General features: G+C 62.1%; 16 protein-coding genes, 1 pseudogene and 1 other annotated feature. Of the genes and pseudogenes, 2 read left to right on the top strand and 15 right to left on the bottom strand.

The features are described 5' to 3' along the window. Positions 1-590: 590 nt before the first annotated feature. On the bottom strand, positions 591-1,187 hold the full coding sequence (locus NVV93_RS09695) for a DJ-1/PfpI family protein (protein WP_258254224.1): 597 nt from the start codon (positions 1,185-1,187) through the stop codon (positions 591-593). A 96-nt stretch (positions 1,188-1,283) separates the two neighbouring features. Continuing rightward, positions 1,284-2,498 (bottom strand): PilT/PilU family type 4a pilus ATPase, encoded by a 1,215-nt coding sequence (locus NVV93_RS09690; protein ID WP_258254223.1) that lies wholly within the window; start codon positions 2,496-2,498, stop codon positions 1,284-1,286. Positions 2,499-2,629: 131 nt separating this feature from the next. Between NVV93_RS09690 and NVV93_RS09685 the strand changes: the two genes are divergently transcribed. Next, on the top strand, positions 2,630-2,908 hold the full coding sequence (locus NVV93_RS09685; RefSeq protein ID WP_258254222.1) for a peptidylprolyl isomerase: 279 nt from the start codon (positions 2,630-2,632) through the stop codon (positions 2,906-2,908). Between the two features lie 64 nt (positions 2,909-2,972). On the opposite strand, the gene NVV93_RS09680 is transcribed toward NVV93_RS09685, so the two are convergent. Genes NVV93_RS09680 through NVV93_RS09665 form a run of 4 tightly spaced genes read right to left on the bottom strand, consistent with a single transcriptional unit; the run spans position 2,973 to position 7,594 of the window. Continuing rightward, complete coding sequence (locus tag NVV93_RS09680; RefSeq protein ID WP_258254221.1) at positions 2,973-4,118, bottom strand: ABC transporter permease; 1,146 nt, start codon at positions 4,116-4,118, stop codon at positions 2,973-2,975. Beyond that, the gene (locus NVV93_RS09675; RefSeq protein ID WP_258254220.1) at positions 4,115-5,263 is read right to left on the bottom strand and encodes an ABC transporter permease; all 1,149 of its coding nucleotides are present in this window, start codon (positions 5,261-5,263) and stop codon (positions 4,115-4,117) included. Before NVV93_RS09675 ends, NVV93_RS09680 begins: the two co-directional genes overlap by 4 nt. Positions 5,264-5,270: 7 nt before the next feature. Continuing rightward, the gene (locus tag NVV93_RS09670; protein WP_258254219.1) at positions 5,271-6,278 is read right to left on the bottom strand and encodes an HlyD family secretion protein; all 1,008 of its coding nucleotides are present in this window, start codon (positions 6,276-6,278) and stop codon (positions 5,271-5,273) included. Beyond that, a complete protein-coding gene (locus NVV93_RS09665; RefSeq protein ID WP_258254218.1) occupies positions 6,275-7,594 on the bottom strand; it encodes a TolC family protein in 1,320 nt (439 codons plus the stop codon). Before NVV93_RS09665 ends, NVV93_RS09670 begins: the two co-directional genes overlap by 4 nt. A gap of 616 nt (positions 7,595-8,210) precedes the next feature. Here NVV93_RS09665 and NVV93_RS09660 point away from each other — a divergent pair. Then, on the top strand, positions 8,211-8,564 hold the full coding sequence (locus NVV93_RS09660; RefSeq protein WP_258254217.1) for a hypothetical protein: 354 nt from the start codon (positions 8,211-8,213) through the stop codon (positions 8,562-8,564). 455 nt (positions 8,565-9,019) lie between these two features. Here NVV93_RS09660 and NVV93_RS09655 read toward each other — a convergent pair. The 9 genes and pseudogenes from NVV93_RS09655 to NVV93_RS09615 all read right to left on the bottom strand — a co-directional run bounded on the left by NVV93_RS09655 (position 9,020) and on the right by NVV93_RS09615 (position 18,646). Then, positions 9,020-10,243 (bottom strand): annotated as a pseudogene (locus tag NVV93_RS09655) (IS3 family transposase). After that, positions 9,849-9,965 (bottom strand) — a sequence feature (AL1L pseudoknot). (Overlaps the previous pseudogene by 117 nt.) A 1,384-nt stretch (positions 10,244-11,627) precedes the next feature. Further along, positions 11,628-11,999 (bottom strand): hypothetical protein, encoded by a 372-nt coding sequence (locus NVV93_RS09650; RefSeq protein WP_258254216.1) that lies wholly within the window; start codon positions 11,997-11,999, stop codon positions 11,628-11,630. Between the two features lie 217 nt (positions 12,000-12,216). Next, on the bottom strand, positions 12,217-14,298 hold the full coding sequence (locus NVV93_RS09645) for a molybdopterin-dependent oxidoreductase (protein ID WP_258254215.1): 2,082 nt from the start codon (positions 14,296-14,298) through the stop codon (positions 12,217-12,219). Then, complete coding sequence (locus NVV93_RS09640; protein ID WP_258254214.1) at positions 14,295-14,819, bottom strand: hypothetical protein; 525 nt, start codon at positions 14,817-14,819, stop codon at positions 14,295-14,297. Before NVV93_RS09640 ends, NVV93_RS09645 begins: the two co-directional genes overlap by 4 nt. Positions 14,820-14,925: 106 nt before the next feature. Next, entirely contained in the window at positions 14,926-15,519 is a 594-nt protein-coding gene (locus tag NVV93_RS09635) for a DUF2889 domain-containing protein (protein ID WP_258254213.1), read from the bottom strand. A 46-nt stretch (positions 15,520-15,565) separates the two neighbouring features. After that, positions 15,566-16,393 (bottom strand): SDR family NAD(P)-dependent oxidoreductase, encoded by an 828-nt coding sequence (locus NVV93_RS09630; RefSeq protein ID WP_258254212.1) that lies wholly within the window; start codon positions 16,391-16,393, stop codon positions 15,566-15,568. Between the two features lie 106 nt (positions 16,394-16,499). After that, positions 16,500-16,919, bottom strand: a complete 420-nt coding sequence (locus NVV93_RS09625) for a MaoC family dehydratase (protein WP_258254211.1) — start codon at positions 16,917-16,919, stop codon at positions 16,500-16,502. A gap of 10 nt (positions 16,920-16,929) precedes the next feature. Continuing rightward, the gene (locus NVV93_RS09620) at positions 16,930-17,370 is read right to left on the bottom strand and encodes a MaoC family dehydratase N-terminal domain-containing protein (RefSeq protein WP_258254210.1); all 441 of its coding nucleotides are present in this window, start codon (positions 17,368-17,370) and stop codon (positions 16,930-16,932) included. A gap of 88 nt (positions 17,371-17,458) precedes the next feature. Beyond that, complete coding sequence (locus NVV93_RS09615; protein ID WP_258254209.1) at positions 17,459-18,646, bottom strand: lipid-transfer protein; 1,188 nt, start codon at positions 18,644-18,646, stop codon at positions 17,459-17,461. Positions 18,647-18,969: the final 323 nt, after the last annotated feature.

Genomic DNA, 18,969 nt, shown 5'->3' with positions numbered 1-18,969 from the left:
CTCTATGCGAGTGATGCCTAGCGCTAACCTCCGAGCCTGTGCCCGACGATCGGCAAGTGACTATTCGAACGACCGCAGAAGTCGGGCTCCTGCGCGTTGCTCTTAGAGCCTGTTCCCGATCTCGCGAGCTAAGGCCAGACAAGGCGGAAATGGCTGAGGACGCGGAGTTTACGAGTTGTAAATGAGCAGTACTCGCTTCGCTCGCCCTTCGGGTCGCGCTGAAGCACGTTAGCGGCAAGCCGCTTTCCGAAGCCATTTTCAACGCCGTATGACCGACGCGCAGCAGATCGTGAACAGGCTCTTACAGTGTGGTCGCTCCGCGAGAAAGTGTGGTCTGCCCTCCTCGCAAACGCGGGCATAAGAAATTCGGGCCTGGCAGGCAATGCCCTTTCCTGTAGGAGCGAATTTATTCGCGACGAAGGGCTATGCGGAGTCGCTCCAGAATCGCGAATAAATTCGCTCCTACAAAAGCCTGTGCTCCGCCTCGGCCCCCGGTCGCCCCGGGTCTTCCGGCGGCTCTCCTCGAGCTTCAGCCCGTGGGGCGGACTCAGGAGCGCTGCGAGCAGTACGCCAGCAACCGGTCGCCACTACTACAGATACGGCCTCACCACGCCCGACGCCCTGGCCACGAAGGCGTCTTTCTCGCCCACCGGCGCCACGTAGTGCAGCGCCTCGGCGCAGGCGCCCTCGCCGGCCAGTTTGGCGATCACCCAGGCGGCCAGGTAGGGCGCCGACAGGCAGCCGCCGGCGGTGGCCAGGTTGCCGCTGGCGTAGAACGGTTGATCGAGCACGCGCACGCCGGCTTCGATGACCCAGGGCTTGGTGGTCAGGTCGGTGCAGGCCGGCAGGTCGCCGAGCAGGCCGAGCTTGGCCATCAGCAGTGTGCCGGAGCACTGTGCGCCGATCAGCTGGCCCTGCGGGTCGAGGCGCAAGCGGTCGAGAATCGCCGGCGACTGGGCGATCTCGCGGGTCTTGATGCCGCTTCCAAACAGCACCACATCAGCCTGGTTGGCAAACTCCAGCGGCTGCTGGGCATGCACGATCACGCCGTTCATCGAGATCACCTGCGCCGTCGGGCAGGTGATCTCCGCGCACCAACCCTGGCTGCGCAGGCGATTGAGCAGGCCGGCGGCGACGAAGGAGTCGAGCTCGTTGAAGCCGTCAAAGGTGAGGATGGCGATGCGCATGGTTCGCTCCGGTTGAATGCCCAGTGCCTGCGACTGTAGACCGAAGCGTACCCGCGCACCCGATACAGTGCGCGGCTGAGTCAGCGGTACAGCGCCTCAGATACCGCGGCGCCCCGGATCTTCGGGTAGCTGCTCTTCCTCGATGTCCTCGAGCTTGAGCTCCATGCTCCAGTCGCCCGACTCGATCGCCTTCGCGGTGGTCGCGACCGGGGCCGTCGACACGACGGACTGGGCGGCCGGTGCAGCCGGGGTTTCGCGGTAGAGCTTGAGCTTGAGGCGCACGTTGTTGGCCGAGTCGGCGTTCTTCACCGCCTCGTCTTCGTCGATCACACCCTCGTTGACGAGGTCGATCAGCGCCTGGTCGAAGGTCTGCATGCCGAGGTTCTTCGACTTTTCCATGATCTCCTTGATCTCGGAGAACTCGTTGCGCTTGATCAGGTCGCGGATGGTCGGCGTACCGAGCAGCACTTCCACCGCCGCGCGGCGCTTGCCGTCGGTGGTCTTGACCAGGCGTTGGGAGACGAAGGCCTTGAGGTTGTTGCCCAGGTCGTTGAGCAGCTGCGGGCGGCGCTCCTCGGGGAAGAAGTTGATGATGCGGTCGAGCGCCTGGTTGGCGTTATTGGCGTGCAGGGTGGAGATCGCCAGGTGGCCGGTGTCGGCAAAGGCCAGCGCGTGCTCCATGGTCTCGCGGTCGCGAATCTCGCCGATCAGGATCACGTCCGGGGCCTGGCGCAGGGTGTTCTTCAGCGCCGCGTGGAAGCTGCGGGTGTCCACGCCGACTTCGCGCTGGTTGATGATCGACTTCTTGTGCCGATGCACGTATTCCACCGGGTCTTCGATGGTGATGATGTGGCCGCCGCTGTTGCGGTTGCGGTAGTCGATCAGCGCCGCCAGCGAGGTGGACTTGCCCGAGCCGGTGCCACCGACGAACAGCACCAGACCGCGCTTCTCCATCACGGTCTTGAGCAGCACCTCGGGCAGCTTGAGGTCTTCGAACTTGGGGATGTCCAGCTTGATGTTGCGCGCGACGATGGAGACTTCGTTGCGCTGTTTGAAGATGTTGATGCGGAAGCGCCCGACCCCCGGTACCGAGGTGGCCAGATTCATCTCCAGCTCGCGCTCGAATTCAGCCTTCTGCTCGGCATCCATCACACTCGCCGCAATGGCGGCCACCTCGCCCGGCTTGAGCGGCTCGGCCGCCAGCGCGCGCAACACGCCGTTGAACTTCGCACAAGGTGGTGCACCGGTGGACAGGTAGAGATCGGAGCCATCCTGACTAGACAGGATTTTGAGCATTGCAGAGAGATCCATGACGGTGCGTCCGTAGCTATTTTTGTGGGATGCAGCGGTATCGGCGGCCAACAAGCCTGAAAGATGGCGTCATTCTGATGGCGCAACAAAAGCTGGCACAATACCGTCCGGAAAAAATTGAGGATAGCGTCATGGCAAAGGCAATGGCCCGCCACATCCTGGTCAAGACTGAGGCCGAAGCGGCGGCGCTGAAGAAACGCATCGCCGCCGGTGAAGCTTTCGATGTACTGGCCCGCAAGTACTCGACCTGCCCGTCCGGCAAAAAGGGTGGCGACCTGGGCGAAGTGCGTCCCGGGCAGATGGTGCGGGCGATCGATCAGGTGATTTTCAAGAAGCCGGTGCGCGAGGTGCATGGACCGATAAAGAGCCAGTTTGGCTATCACCTGGTGCAGGTGTTCTATCGCGAGTGAAACCTGCCAGTAGGAGCGAATTCATTCGCGATCGGCAGCTGCCCCATCGCGAATGAATTCGCTCCTACCTCCCTGCCTTCACCCGCCGCCGTGTCAACCAGCGTGCCAGCAGCCAGAACACCAGGGCGAGGATGGCCAGGTTGATCAGCGGCCACTGGATCTGCTGATAGCTGGCGCCCATCTGGTGCAAGCGCAGGAAGCCCTCTACCCCAGAGGTATTGGGGATCATCCTCGACAGCCAGAACAACGGTTCGGGAAGCATCTCCTTTGGCCAACTGAAGCCGGCGAGGAACACGCCCGGCAGCGAGGTGAACAGCAGCACCTGACCGACGGTGATCGAGCTGCGGAAGAGGTTGCCGACCACCAAGCCGAACAGCGTGGTGGCGAGCAGGAACAGCGTCAGGAAGGGCATCAACACCCAGCCGTTGCCCTGGTTCGGCAGCCCGTAGAGGCGGAAGATCACGCCGAAGAAGAACAGCGAGTTGAACGCCGAGATCAGCAGGTACGGCACGCAGCGGCCGAGCACCCACATCCCCGGCGAGCGTCCGGCCACGGGCGACAGTGGCAGGTGGCGATTGTCTGCCGAAAGCATGCCGATGCCGATCAGCAGGGTCTGGTGCAGCATGATGATCAGCACGGCCGGCACCACGTAGCTGGCATAACCGCCAGCTGGGTCGTAGAGCGTCTTGATGGTAACCGGCAGCACCGCCCGCGTGACATTGGCCTGTTCCTGCGGCACCCCCTTGGCCTGCAGCTGCTCGATCTGTACTCCGGCGCCGATGGTCATCGCCACCTCGGTGAGAGTTTCGGCGATCATGCTGTAGGCCAGCACATAACCGGCGTTGCCATACACGCCGATCACCGCCTGCTCGCCGCGCAGCACACGTCGCTCGAACTCGCGAGGAATCTCCACCACACCCAGGGCTTTCGAGCGATACAGCTGGTCGCGGGCGGCGCTCATGTCGTCCGCAGAACCGACCACTTCGACCATCTCGGCAGCATCCGCCATGCGGATCAGTTCGCGGCTGAGGGCGCTGTTGTCGTGGTCGACCACCACCACCGGCACGTCACGAAACACCTGGTGGCTGTAGGGCGAGGGATACAGCAGGCCATACAGCAGAATGGCGCCGATCAGCACGCCCAGCGCGCCCTCGTTGCGACGCACCGCGGCAAACTCCTCGCGCATCGCCTGCAGAAAGGCCCCGATCATTCGCGCCCCCAGTAGCTCGGTGTCTGCAAAACCAGCCGCGCACGCCACAAGCCGATCCCCCAGAAGAATGCGGTCATCAGGGCCAGGGTCAGCAAACGCTGAGCAGACACCGCTTCGGGTATCGAACCCAGGGTCTGCTCGATCTGCAGATGGACGAAATGGGTCAGCGGCAGCATCTCGCCCCAAATGCGCGGACCGAGCGGCAATGCCTCGAGAGGAAAGGTCACCCCACAGAACGCCACCGCCGGCGAGGCGATCAGACTGGCAAGCGACACGGCCACCCGGTAGTTGGCGGTGGTCATCACCAGCAGCAAGGCCAGGCCCTGATAGACCAGTACCAACAGCAGCAAGCCGAACAGCATCACGCCCAGATGCTCGGGCATACCCATGCCCAGCCAGCGGTAGGTGCCAAACAGCAGCAAGCTGCCGAACAGCATCCACCAGCCGGTATAGAGTCCGAACTTGCGTAATAGCGCGAGAAACCAGCCGCCCTGCGCCGCCGCCAGCCAAGCCGGCACGCTCTTCTCCAGCAGTTCGGTGCCGAGGAACTGGGTAGCGCTGATGAAGATGAACACGTGCAGCGTCGCCGAGATCAGTAGCAAGGCGAGAAAGGGCCCATAGTCGATGCCAGGGTTGAACAGCGGGTGCAGTTCGGCGCGCACCGGGAGGATGCTGACCACCTTGCCGCCCATCTGTGCCTGCTGGATCAACGAGTTGCGGGCCGACAGCTCACCCAGCACCGACTGGACATCGACGCTGATCCTGCCCGCCGCAGTCATCAGTTGCTGGTTGACGAACACCTGAATCGGGACCGGATCGCCACGCTTCATCCGCTTGAACAGGTCGTGGGGCAGCGCCATCACCGCATAGACCTCGCCGCGCAGCAGCAGGTCTTGCGCGGCACCGACGCTGTCTGGAAAGGCCGCGACCCGGGTGGAGCTGGTGGCATCCAGCAGACGGGTGACCTCGCGACTCAAGACGCTGTTGTCGAAGTCCACCACGGCGATCGGCAGGTCATGCGGTGTGCGTGCGGAGAAGATCCATAGCAGCAGCACGGTGCCAATGAGCGGCAGCCCGAACAGCAGCCAGGCCGCCGACTGGTGATCGCGGATACGCTGCCACTCGCGGTGCAGGAAACGACCCATGCCGGCCTCAGCCCGCGGTCAGGTCGGATTCCGGGAGCACCACGCGCATGCCCGGACGCAACCCCTCCACCGCCTCGACCGGCCGAGCCCGGACCTCGAAGGTGCGTAGATCGAAACTGCCCAGGTCGCGGGTCGAGCGCCAAGTGGCGAAATCGCCCAGCGGCGCGATCAGGCTGACTTTGAAGCGCACCTCACGATTACTCAGCGCCGGCACCCGGGCGGTGAACTCCTGACCCACCTTGAGCCCGTGAAGGAAGTCCTCGCGCAGATTGAAGGTGACCCACGGCAGGTCGGTGCGGGTGATCACCAGCAGCGGGAAGCCGGCGCCCAACACCTCGCCCTCTTCGATGACGCGCGTGCTGATTTCGCCGGCCACCGGTGCGCTCAGGCGGGTTTCGGCAATCACCGCCTGGACTTCCGCGCGGGCGCCTTCGGCTTCTCCCAACTGCGCAGTGGCCGCGGCTTTGTCCTCCGTGCGCGCGCCCTCTTGCGCTTCATCGTATTGCGCTTTGGCGGCGAGGACTTTCTGCGCGCTGGCGGCGGCCATGGTTTGCACTTCGTCGCGGCGCTGCTGCGGGATCACCCCGTCGCGAAACAGACGCTCCATGCGCCCGGCGGTGGTCTGCGCCAGCCGGGCCTCTTCCTGCGCTGCCAGCCAGCCGGCTTTGGCGCGAGCGATATCCTGGCTGCGCGCGCCGGTCTGTGCTTTGTCGCGCAGGGCGGTGGCACCACTGACCATGGCCTGCACCTGGGCCATTTTGGCGTCGGCTTCCGGACTGTCGATCTCCACCAGCAGTTGGCCGACCGTGACTGCATCGCCTTCACGCACGTGGATCGCTTTGACGCGACCGGGGTATTTGGAGGCGATGTTGACCCGATCAGCTTCGATCTGCCCCTCGAGATAACGTGGCTGGGGCCAGAATACCCAGACCGCCAACCCTGCGATGACGAGCACCGCTAATCCCAGCAGGAAGATGGATTTGCCTGATTTCGGCGAATTGGTCCCTTCGCTCATGGGCGTTGCTCCTGTGTACGGCGTAGCCATTCCTCCAATGCGGGTCCTTGGCCGGACACCACCATCAGCGCGGCATAGTTGGTCAGTGCGGAATAACGAGCGCCCAAGTCGGCGAGCTGGACTTTGGACTGAGTGTTCTGGGCATCGATTACATCGAGTGAGCGAGCGAAGCCTTCGGCAAAGGCTTTCTGCTGCGCGCGAAGGCTTTCGTCGCTGAGCTGACGGGTGCGCCGCAAGGTGCGAATCTGCTCCTGGGCATTTTCCAGTTCGTGATAGCGCTGCTCGATCAACAGATTGAAATCGCGGCGTGCCTGTTCGTAGGTCTGGCCGACCTCCTCCAGCCGGGCGTTGGCCTCGTGCAGCTTGCCGCGCCGCTCGCCACCATCGAAAAGCGGCAGAGTAATGGTTACGCCGGCGGTCCACTGCGGCCAGATTTCCGGCAGGTTGTAGTTGCTGAGACTGCGCACGGCCAGCACGTTGACCGCTGGCAGATAGGCGCCCTTGACCGCATCGGTGGCCGATTCAGCTTGTTTGCGGGTCGCCGCCAGTTGTTTGAGCTGGCTGTTGTCCTGGCTACCGCTGGTGAAACGCTGCAACGGCGGCAGGCTGTCCACCGTAGGAATAGCCACATCGCGGGGTGGCGTAGCCTCGCCGTTGAGCAACGAGGCCAGCGATTGCCGGGCCATACGCAGGTTGCGCTCGGCCATCGACCGCTCGCGCTCCGCTTCGGAAGCGGCAACATCGGCGCTGAGACGCTCGACCTTCGCGATCTGCCCTTCCTTCTCCAGATGCTGAGCGTTCTGTTCATGGTTGCGCAGGCTGCTTGCGGCGGCCGTCTGTACTCTCAGCGCCTCTTCGGCCACGCGTACTCCGTAGTAGCGCTTCACCAGTTCCAATACCAATTCGTCGTAGGTGTGCGCACGCCCCTCGCGGCTGGCCTCGACCGCTGACTCCGCCGCCTCTACGCCGGCACTCACCCGCCCGCCGGTATACAGCGGATATTTGACGATGGCATCGAGGCTGCCGAAGTTGCGGTCTTGGATGGTGACGTCGGAAATACGCGCCGCAGCCGCCGCATCACCATGATCGACGAAGGCCTGACGAACATCGCCCAGATCGACCTCAATATCCTGATCGAGCAGATAGTGATTGCTGGACAGCACCAGCTCGGGAAAATGCTTCGCCGTTGCGGCTTCACGCTGACCCTCGGCGGCATTGATTGCCGCCTCGCCGGCCCGGAGCTTGGGGCTGTCGCGCAAGCGATCCATGGCGTCGCCAATCGCGATTTCCTGCGCCGCTACAGTCTGTAGCGACATCAGCAACCACAGGCCCAAACCGATTGATCCGTTTATTCGCACTCTGCGCGCTCCCTTTCGCCATTGATCGCTCGGTTCCACTTTTGTGAGCGCTTACCCATCAGAACCGATCGCAGAGTAACAGCGGGAGAGGTCACTCGTCTTGGCGTGTCTTAACGGCATTGCCCTGATGCTGTAACGACCGCCCAGGCAATTTTCTGCCGCTGCAGTCAGCAAACCGCTACAATCGCGCCCTTATTCGCGCCCGCGCCCGCCCAAACTTGGTCAAAATCCGTGATTTCTACCGCAAACATCACCATGCAATAAGCCATGGGTATGGGTGGGGGTCTATGAGTAGGAAACACGCGGGTTCCAGCCACATGGCTACTCAGCCAAACACACCGATTGGTATCAAAATTGGTATCAGATTCGGGCTGAGCAATCCCGATTTAGGGCATTCCAAAGGGGCTCATCACACCCCTTCACAACTCGCCTCGTGCGACAGCAGAAGCACTGCGCGCCTGATCTTAAGCGCGCCTCCAGACCTCGACTTGCAGTTTTCAGAATGACTGGAAACTGGAAATGCCAGACCGATCTGGCCTCCCGCTTCAGGGACATTCAAGTCGAGGAAATTGCCATGCTGAAAAGCCTTATCACCGCACTTGCCAAAAGCCTGCGACGCCCTGCTCCCAGTCTTGGCTACCAGACCAGAATCTATCCATCGCTTGGTGAAATGATCGTTGTGTATGACAGCCTGGATTTCGGGTCGCTCGCAACGGATGACCAACTGAGTCGAATGGCAGCGTATTGGAAAATCGACGAGCCTTTCGATACTCCGATAGGTTCGCCGAACTGTTCTGCTCCGCTACTGGGAGATTGCTCTGGGTTCGAGATCAATCCAGGCAGTGGCATTCCGATGATCTGCAATTCGCTGGATGCTATGGGGAATCCATTTGGGTGGAGTGATACGAATGCAGAGACCAACATCTAGTCGGGTAGCCCCGGGTCATTACTGATCCAGGGCCCCCTGAGAACCGTACGTGCGATTTTCACCGCATACGGCTCAAGCCGTCAGTAAGCCTTCCACGGAAGACCGGCGTATCGGCATCTCTCTGGAGCCAATACACCCTTGCAATCAGTTCCGAGTCGACTACACCTGCCTCCGCTTGCGTGGTGATAGGTGGCAGGCCACAGACACGCGCTTTCGCCCGTGCTCTATCATGCTGGCCTGCTCTCGCTACTTCTGAGATAGTCCCGTCAGACCTCATGCAATCAACGACCACGCAGAAGTCTGCCCGGTTTCCCGTGGGGTGATGTTCCAACCCCTATCCGAACCATTACAGCCCGGCGTTCGCTTTCTCTGCGATCCCTTACCCACACGGCCAACAGCTCACCTTATGGCTCGCCTGAATCGCCCCGGGTTTCGTGGAGGCTGTTTCGTTTAAGTCAGGCAGCAATGGCCTGACCTGTTTGTTGCCGGTAGAAGTTTGCCTCAGCCTCCGCAGGCGGGATATAGCCGATTGAACTCAGCAGACGCTCATTGTTGTACCAGTGCACCCACCGCAGGGTGCGCCATCTCTACGGCCTCGCGGCTCTTCCATGACTGACGGTGAATCAGCTCCGCCTTGTACAGTCCGTTGATGGTTTCAGCCAAGGCGTTGTCGTAGCTATCACCTTTGCTGCCGACCGAGGGCTCGACCCCGGCCTCGGCCAGTCGCTCGGTGTAGCGAATGGAGACGTACTGGCTACCGCGGTCGCTGTGATGGATCAGACCGCCTGTGCGATGTGGCTGGCGGGCATACAGGGCTTGCTCCAGGGCATCCAGCACGAAGTCGGTCTTCATGCTGGTACTGACTCGCCAGCCCACTATGCGGCGTGCAAACACGTCGATGACAAACGCCACATACAGCCATCCCTGCCAGGTCGAAACGTAGGTGAAGCCCGATACCCACAACTGGTTTGGGCGGTCGGCACGGAACTGCCGTTGGACACGATCCAGTGGGCATACGGTTTGGTCACCCGATACCGTTGTCCATACAACCTGGCCGCGCCTTATGCCCTGTAATCCAGCCCGACGCATCAACCGCTCCACCGTGCATCTGGCTGCCCCGATGCCTTCTCGCCTGAGCTGCTTCCAGACCTTCACCGCGCCATAGCACTGCATGTTGGCGTCCCACACCCGCTGGATTTCCGGGATCAACACGTCATCACGCCGAGCACGGCAACAACGTAGTGCAGGGTTACGCTGCTGCGCCGCGTGCCTGCGGTAACCGGACGGGGCGATCTGCAAGACGCTGCAGATCGACTCGACCCCTAGACGGTCACGATGCTGATCGACAAATGCCCTCAGGACTTGGTGCGGCGGTCGAGCTCCGCCTGGGCAAAATACGCACTGGCCAGGCGCAGGATCTCGTTGGCTTTACGCAGCTCGCGGTTCTCCCGCTCCAAAGCCTTGATGCGCTCGCGCTCTTCGCTGGTCTGACCGGGGCGCTGACCAGCGTCGGTCTGCTGGCGACGAATCCAACCATGCAGGGTTTGCGCTGCACAGCCAATCTTCGGAGCAATGGCCTCAATGGCCGCCCACTCGGACGGATAATCGTTCAGGTGTTCCAGAACCATGCGCACGGCACGTTCACGGACTTCAGGGGAGTAGGTCGTAGTCTTTTTCATAGCCTCATCTTCTCAAGAGTTGAGGCCTCCACGAAACCCGGGGCGATTCAGCATTTCGGTAGCGGCATCCCCAGCCTGCCACCTATCACCACGAAATCGGAGGCAGGTGTAGTCGACTCGAAACTGATTGCAAAGGTGTATGGCTCCAGGGACGCAGAGATGCCAATACGCCGGTCTTCCGTGGAAGGCTTACTAACGGCTTGAGCCGTATGCGGTGAAAATCGCACGTACGGCTCTCAGGGGACCCTGGATCAGCAATGACCCGGGGCTACCCGACTAAGCTTACACATTTTGAAATCACTGGAGAATTTGAAGCGTCAAATCCATTGGGAAAAATCAATCATGCAAGCCAGAAAATACATTTCAAGTTCTCACGAAGCGGCGTCATTTTTAGTTTCCTTCATGATGCTCGCTATCCCCGGTACGATATTGCTATTGGCCTTCCCATCGCTGGCAAACACTGAGATAGCCAACTGGATCTACATTCTAGAGTTCATGTGCGGTGCCGTTGGGAGGTTCACCCATCGAAGACGTAAAACCAGCAGAACCCTATTCAATAGAGATGGGAGCGGACGATGAAACCACCAATCAAGCTAGTGTTATCCAGCCTATCGGAAGAAAACTCGACATGCTGGCAGAAATATATGTAGAAGCACGCATTGGCGAAGTTACCGAAATACCTTTATCAGAATTCCTGCGAGAGAACTTCGCCCCTAGAACCCCACAAAAAAATCATCTGCGCCTAGTAACGTCAATCGCTAAAATCAGGCCACACCTTGATGGTGCGAAATGATAAAATATTTGATCGGATGGATAGCTACGCACTGAACCGCAGGGTTGCATACTTTAAGGCGCTGTTAAATTTTATTCGAGGTTGAAAGTTTGGCGACGACTTTGAAGCGGGGAGCTGCATAAGTGCTGAAAATAATCTCTGCCTCATTGCCCTGGGCGTCGCTATCACCGGCGGCTCCACTGTACCGGCATTTAATCCGACTAGCGCGCCCGTAGGCTGAAATCCTATAGCTACCACATTTAGAAGAACAGCTGCCCCAGGGCCCCGGCACTGCCCTACACTTCAAGTGAAATCGGTGAATGGAGGTTTGATATGTCGCTGGGAAATCAATACCTGCTGCTCGAGTTCGCAATTGTGATCTTAATTGTCGGGTTCGGGACGTGGGTTCTGCGCGGATAGCAGAACGCGCTCCTCCTCGTCCCGCCCATCTCGTATCAACACCAGCCGCGGTGCCGGACGATCTGACAGAGTCCAGCGCCAGCCAGGAAGCTCCGCCATGGAGAGCAAAACTCACCGAGCTAGCTCTCCTGTGGCATGCCGTGGCCAATTCGAATGCCGCCCTCTCGCTAGATTTGCCTGCCAACATTCACATTAGAAACAAACCAGTGGTGCGCTCAGTCGCGGCCAGAAATAAAAGCCTATTAACAAGCAGACCCCTGCCCATGTAGCGAGCGGCATCCGTAAATCCCGCAAGAGTTGATTCAGGGTGCATTGAATTAGGCGCCGCCGATAGCCATTGATGAAGAACTCGGCCCAAAGCAGTGGGGCCACCTGAAAGGCAATCACCAGGAGTAACCGTAGCTGCAGCAGTTCGACCAGCACCTGGCAGGGCGCAATATCCACCTGCTCAAGCGATGTTGCTAGTCGCATTAGTACGAAACTTACTACCGCAACAAGTGGGACGGTGGCGAAAGCCAATCTGCGCCATAACTGAGCAGAAACGTTGGGGATATTGCGCTTCATGGGACATCTCCGGAAATGACTCCTCGATGCCACCATGAAAAGCAGAATATGCAAGCTGCTGGAGACCGACATTACGCGCACGGCTGACGGTTGCATTTTCAATCAGAGGGATAAAACGGAGGGACTGGGCCAAAAGCGGACCTCCTTGGGCTCAAATTGGAGCGCTGGCGGGCCCGGCTCGCCTATAGTCCGGGGCAGGTGCCTGCGACTGTCCAATTCAGCCTTCGCACATCTCCACCTGCACCAGCACGTCGTAGAACGTCGCGCCATTGCCCATGTCGGTGACCCGCTGGCTGGTGACTTCATTGGCGTTCTTGCCATCCTCGGCGAACTTCTTCCACCAGATCGACAGGCCCACCACCAATCCCGGCCGCGCGCGGTCGCTGACCCGCGCCTTGGCTTCGAACGCGCCGCGGTCGTTGTAGATGCGCACCATTTGGCCGTCCTCGATGCCGCGCGCCGCCGCGTCGTTCGGATGGATGTCCAGATGCGGCTCGCCTTCGGTGCTGCGCAGGCTCTGCACGTTGACGAAGGTGCTGTTCATGAAATTGCGCGCCGGCGGCGAGATCATCGCCAACGGATACTTCTTCGCCAGCTCCGGGTTGCTCGCCACCGACTCGTAGGGGGCGATGAAGGTCGGCACTGGGTCGAGGCCGGCGGCCTGCATGCGCGCGGAGAAGAACTCGCATTTACCCGAGGGCGTCGGGAAGCCACCGTTGGCGAACGGCGCATCGGGCACGTTCATCTTCTGCCAGCCGACCAGCTTGAGCGCCTCCCAGCCGAAATGCTGGGCGCGCACATCCTGCGTCTTGAACGCCTGGGCGGCGATCTCGTCGTCGCTTTCGCGGAAGCACGGCTCGTCGAAGCCCATGCGTGCGGCCAGCAGGCGGAAGATCTCCGAGTTCGGCTTGGCTTCGCCGAGCGGGGCGATCGCCGCGTTGTTGGCCAGCATGTAATTGTGCCCGTAGGCCATATGTACGTCGACGTGCTCCAGCTGCGTGGTGGCGGGCAGGAGAATGTCCGCGTAGTCGGCGGTGTCGGTCTGGAAATGCTCGAGCACCACGGTGAACAGGTCGTCGCGGGCGAAGCCCTGGGCGACTTTCGGCGACTCCGGCGCCACCGCGACCGGGCTGGAGTTGTAGACGATCAGCGCCTCGACCTTGGGCCCGAACTCGGCGGAGGTCTCGCGCAGCAGGTTGTCGCCGATGGTGCTCATGTTGAGGGTGCGTGGACGGCCACCGGTGCGCAGATCAGAGCGCTGCAAGGCGCGGTGGTTGACCGGAAAGGCGTCCGCCGAGGCCAGCAGCACGCCGCCTGCCGCCTGTCGCCAGGCGCCGACCAGCGCCGGCAGGCAGGCGATGTTGCGCACCGCCATGCCACCGCCGCGCACGCGCTGCAGGCCGTAGTTGAGGCGGATCGCCACGGCCTCGCCGCGCCGGGCGGCTTCGCCATAGTCGCGTGCCAGCTGCAATACCTCTTCCGCGCTGATTCCGCAGGTCTGCGCGGTGCGCTCCGGGGTCCAGTCCTGCACGCGTTCCTTGAGTTGCTCGAAGCCCAGGGTGTGCTCGGCGATGTACGCCTCGTCGAGCAACTGCTCGGCGATCAGCACGTGCATCATGCCCAGCGCCAGCGCCGCGTCGGTGCCCGGCAGCAGGGCGATGTGCTGGTGGCATTTCTCCGCAGTGAGCGAGCGGTAGGGGTCGATGGCGATCAGCCTGGCGCCACGGCGCTTGGCCTGCTGCACGCGGGTCCAGAAATGCAGGTTGGAGGCGATCGGGTTGCAGCCCCAGATCAGGATCAGTTTCGAGTGTTCGAACTGTTCGACATCGGTGCCCAGTTGCGCGCCGATGCTGTACTGGTAGCCGACGCTGCCGGCGGTGCTGCAGATGGTGCGATCCAGGTAGGAGGCGCCGATCTTGTGGAAGAAGCGCGCCGACATCGAGTCGCCCTGCACCAGGCCCATGGTGCCGGCGTAGCTGTACGGCAGGATGGCTTGCGGGGCGCGCGCGGCGATGTCCGTGAGGCGCGCGGCGATGGTGTCGAGCGCCTCGTCCCAGCTGATGCGCGCGAGCTGGCCGGCGCCCTTCGCGCCGATGCGCTTCATCGGGTAGAGCAGGCGATCGGCGTGGTAGGTGCGCTGCAGGTAGCGCGCCACTTTGGTACACAGCGCGCCGCCGGTAGTGGGGTGCTCAGGGTCGCCGCGCACTTCGGTGGCGACCCCGTCCTGCACGGTGATCAGCATCGCGCAGGTGTCGGGACAGTCATGCGGACAAGCCGCGCGAACGATGGACGTGGTCACTGGAGTACCTCGGAATTATGTGAGCGCGAAGGGGCTGCCGTCTGATGAAGCGGCTTGCCGAGTAGCGCCAGCACGGCGTCCAGTGACTCCGCGCCGCGGCCCTGCAGCTCACATATCACGAACGCCAGCAGGGCCTGCTCATGGCGGGTGATATAGCGCAGCAGGGGGCGCTCCCGGCCTTCGTCAGGGATCAGTTGTTCGCCTGCGCTGTACTGCGCCACGAACTTCTGCAAGGACGGCTGGAACACTGTCAGGAACTCCAGCCACGGCAGCTTGGAGAAACGCTCGGCGAGCTGCTCACCGCGCTCGATGTTGTGGCGTTGCTCGGCCACTTCGATGCCCAGCTCGCGCAGCCCGGCACGGATGTGCTCCTTGGTCTGGGTCTCCAGTTGGGCGAGCACCTGCCACTTGTGTTGGTGCTCCGCGTCTGCGGCGCGTTCCGAGAGACCGCTGAAGAATGCTTCGCCCTCAACTTCTTCGACGAATATGGCGCTCAGGTACTGCTGGTATTCAGCATTCATGATTTCCGTGGCCCTTTTTTATACGTTGTTGCCGCGCTAGAAACGCGGCCATCAGAGCATGTTTGAGATTGCTCTTATTCACGGAAAACTCCTGATAGCGAAGCGCTTATCGCATCTCTGTTTTTTGCTGGGCATCGCCATACGGACGCCATTCGCCGATCTTGCGCGCCGCCTCGCCCTCCGGGTGGTAGGCGTGACAGGTACCGATCACCCAGTGGCTGGGCATCTCGAAGCTCGGGTCGCGCGCCGCACGTTCGCGCAGGCGCTTCTGGATGACCGGCGCCATGGTCTGCACCGCGGTGGTGGCCATCGGGCCGAGCATTTCGGTGAGGTGGGTACAGCCCTTCAGCCCGCCGACCAGTTCGGCGGCGCGCTTCTTGAAACCGGGCCCGATGCGCAGGCCCTTGAGCGCCGCGTAGGCGCTGCTGATGTGTGGGCACACCGGCGTCGGCGCGTGCTCGGAATGCGCCTCGATGTGCTGGATCAGCATCCTTTCGTCGAGGGTCATCACCAGACGCATCTGGTGCAGCACGCCGCCGGCGGCAATGGTGCCATAGAGAAACTGGGTGTCGATGCCCTTGGTGTCGAGCAGTCGGCCTTCGATGTCGAACAGGCCGTCATCGCGCAGGTAACCCGTGCACACCACCTGACGGGTATGCAGCAGTTTCCGGCCGGGGCTCCCGGCGATCTTCTCGCTCATATCACAACCCTCGCCAACGACGGGGCGCCGAAGCGCCCCGTAGCCATCAGACGGTACCGAGACCGCCGCCGCACACCAGCACCTGGCCGGACAGGTAGTCCGATTCCGGAATGCAGAACAGGTACACGGCGTTGGCCGCCTCCTCCGGATTGCCCGGACGACCCAGCGGAATAGCGGTCTTGGACGCTTCGACGGTGGCCTGGCTGATGCCAACCTTGATCTCGCGGCCTTCGATGTTGATGAACCGTGGATCGCCTTCGACCGGCAGGGTCATGCGGGTCTCGATGTGACCGAAGGCCACCGCGTTGACATTGACCTTGTAGCGGCCCCACTCCTTGGACAGCGCCTTGGTCATGCCCAGCACGCCAGCCTTGGCGGTGGAATAGTTGACCTGACCCGCGTTGCCGGCGGCGGACACCGAGGAGATGTTGACGATCTTGCGGTTGACCACGCGGCCTTCGGCGGCTTCTTTCTTCGCCGCAGCACTAATGATCGGCTGGGCCGCGCGGAGGATGCGGAACGGCGCGGTGATGTGGCAGTCGATGATCGCGTACCACTGCTCGTCGGTCATCTTCTGGATCACGCTGTCCCAGGTGTAACCGGCGTTGTTGACGATGATGTCGATGGTGCCGTAGCTGTCCATCGCGGTCTTGACGAAGCGGTCGGCGAAGTCAACGGCGGTCACGCTGCCGACGCAGGCCACGGCTTCACCACCGGCGGCGCGGATCTCCGCAACTACTTCTTCGGCCGGCGCGGCGTCGAGGTCGTTGACTACTACTTTAGCGCCATCGGCGGCCAGTTTCAGGGCCACGCTGCGGCCGATACCACGACCGGAGCCGGTGACCAGGGCGACTTTACCTTCAAGCTTTTTCATTCAATCTATTCCTATGCAGGTTCTTGCCGTAGGGCGGGTGCAACCCGCCAGGCCGGAGTGGCCGCTTGGCGGGTTGCACCCGCCCTACGACTTGTTCGTATGGGGTTCAAGCCAGCGCGACGACGGCTTCGCCGGTCAGGCGCGGCTCGCCGTATTGGTTGCAACAGCTCAGTTCGATGCGGATGCGCGGCTCGCCGTTCTGCTCGAACTTCTCGATCACCGTGCCGGTGCAGGTGGGGATGTGCCCCAGGTGGGTGATGCCGACGAAGCGCACGGACAGGCTGCGGATCCGCGGCTGCGGCACCCAACTGGTGAGCAGCCGGCCGAGGTAGGCAGCCGACAACATGCCGTGGGCGAACACGTCGGGCTGGCCCGACTTGCGGGCGAAATCGAGGTCGATGTGGACCTGGTTGTGGTCGCCCGACGCACCGGCATACAGCGCCAGGGTGGTGCGGTTGACCGGCGGCAGGACAAGCGGCGGCAACTGGTCGCCGACCTGCACCTCGCTGTAACGCGGAATGTTCATGGGCGATTCCTCAGCGCTGCACGGTGGAGGCGCGGACATCGGCGATGTGCTCGCCGTGCTGGTTGGTGACGCGGGTTTCGGTCACCACGAACTGCAGAGCGCCGTTCTTCTTCTCGTACACGTCGACGATGCGGCTGTCGAAGGTCAGCACGTCGCCGGCGAAGGCCATGCGGTGGTAGCTGAAGCTCTGCTCGGCATGCAGGATGCGGCCAAGGCTGAAGCCCATGATGCCCTCGACGATGTGGTCGTTATCGCGCCCTTCACGTTCCAGGCAGAACAAAAAGGACGGTGGCATCGGCAACGAGCGATAGCCGGCGGCATGGGCCGCCGCCTCATCGGTGTATACCGGGTCGGTCTCGCCGATGGATTTGGCGAAGAAGCGCAGGCGGCCCTTTTCCAACTCGGCACTGGTCACGCCGAGCGAACGGCCGATCAGACTGGTATCTGCCATTTTGGGATTCCTGTCAGGTGAAAAGGCGCGCCCCTGGAGCGGGGCGCGCGGTGACTTAGAACCTGTTCACGATCTCGTGATGAGGTTCTTAGCCGCGACCGAACAGGGTCACGATCCCGGCGCCACCCAGGCCGAGGTTGTGCTGCAGAGCGTGCTGCAGGCCTTCGACCTGACGCGCGCCGGCGGTGCCGCGCAGCTGGTTGGTCAGCTCGTAGCACTGCGCCAGACCGGTGGCACCCAGCGGGTGGCCCTTGGAGAGAAGGCCGCCGGACGGGTTAGTGACCACGCGCCCGCCATAGGTGTTGTCGCCGTCCAGGACGAACTTCTCGCCTTCGCCTTCGGCGCAGAAGCCCAGGCCTTCGTAGGTCAGCAGCTCGTTCTGGGCGAAGCAGTCGTGCAGTTCGCAGACGCGGATGTCTTCCGGGCCGACACCGGCTTTCTCGTAGACTTCACGGGCGCCCTGACGGGTCATGCCAACACCGACGGCGCTGATCATCGACGGCGGATCAAAGGCTTCCGGCTGGTCGGTGACCAGGGCCTGGGCGAGGATCACCACGTCGGTGCGCAGGCCGTGCTTCTTGGCGAAGCGCTCGGAGACGACGATTGCCGCGGCGCCGCCGCAAGTCGGCGGGCAAGCCATCAGGCGGGTCATCACACCAGGGAAGATCACCGGGTCGGCCATCACTTCCTCGGTGGTCACCACCTTCTTGAATACCGACATCGGGTTATTGGCGGCATGACGGCTGGCCTTGGCGCGGATCGCCGCGAAGGTTTCCATCTTGGTGCCGTACTTCTCCATGTGTTCCTTGCCGGCGCCGCCGAACAGGCGCAGAGCGTTAGGCATGCCTTCGCCTTCCGGGAACACGCGACGTGCCACGTCCATGCCCTTGCCGTAGGTCACCGGACGATCGGTCCAGTGGTCTTTCAGGGCGCCCGGTTGCATCTGCTCGAAGCCGAAGGCCAGCGCGCAATCGGCCATGCCGCTTTCCACCGCCTGACGAGCCAGCCAGAGCGCCGAGGAACCACTGCCGCAGTTGTTGTTGACGTTGATGACTGGGATACCGGTCAGACCCACTTCGTAAAGCGCCGACTGGCCGCTGGTGGAGTCGCCGTAGACGTAGCCGGCATAGGCCTGCTGCACCAGCTTGTAATCGATACCGGCATCCTTCAGGGCCAGGCGAATGGCTTCGGCACCCATCTCGATGTAGGTACCGCTCTGGCCGGGCTTGGCAAACGGAATCATGCCGACACCGGCGACGTAGACTTTCTGCGACATATCTTTCTCCAGGGACAGGTGACAGGACCTTGCTCATCGCTCACACAGCGGCGACACAGCGACCATGGAGCGATGGTCATCCACTCCGGCAATGGCGCGCCCCCTCCTGTCGAGGGGGATCGGCCTTTGCCGCGCCAACGCGGCGGCCCACCGAAATATCACCCAAAAGGAGTAGCCCCCTCCCCTTAGGGGGGGGGAGTGGCTGTCTGCGGGATTAGCGTTTGGCCCGCTGATCGAGCACCGACACACGTTCAGAAAGGCAAGCGCGACAACGGCCAACGCCGGCGTTGCAGCCGCTCACCCACGCCGCTCGCGGCAACCCA

This window comes from Pseudomonas sp. LS44 (assembly GCF_024730785.1).
Taxonomy (GTDB): domain Bacteria; phylum Pseudomonadota; class Gammaproteobacteria; order Pseudomonadales; family Pseudomonadaceae; genus Aquipseudomonas.
The sequence above is the reverse complement of the archived record's forward strand: the minus strand, read 5'-3'. Positions and strand labels throughout refer to the sequence as shown.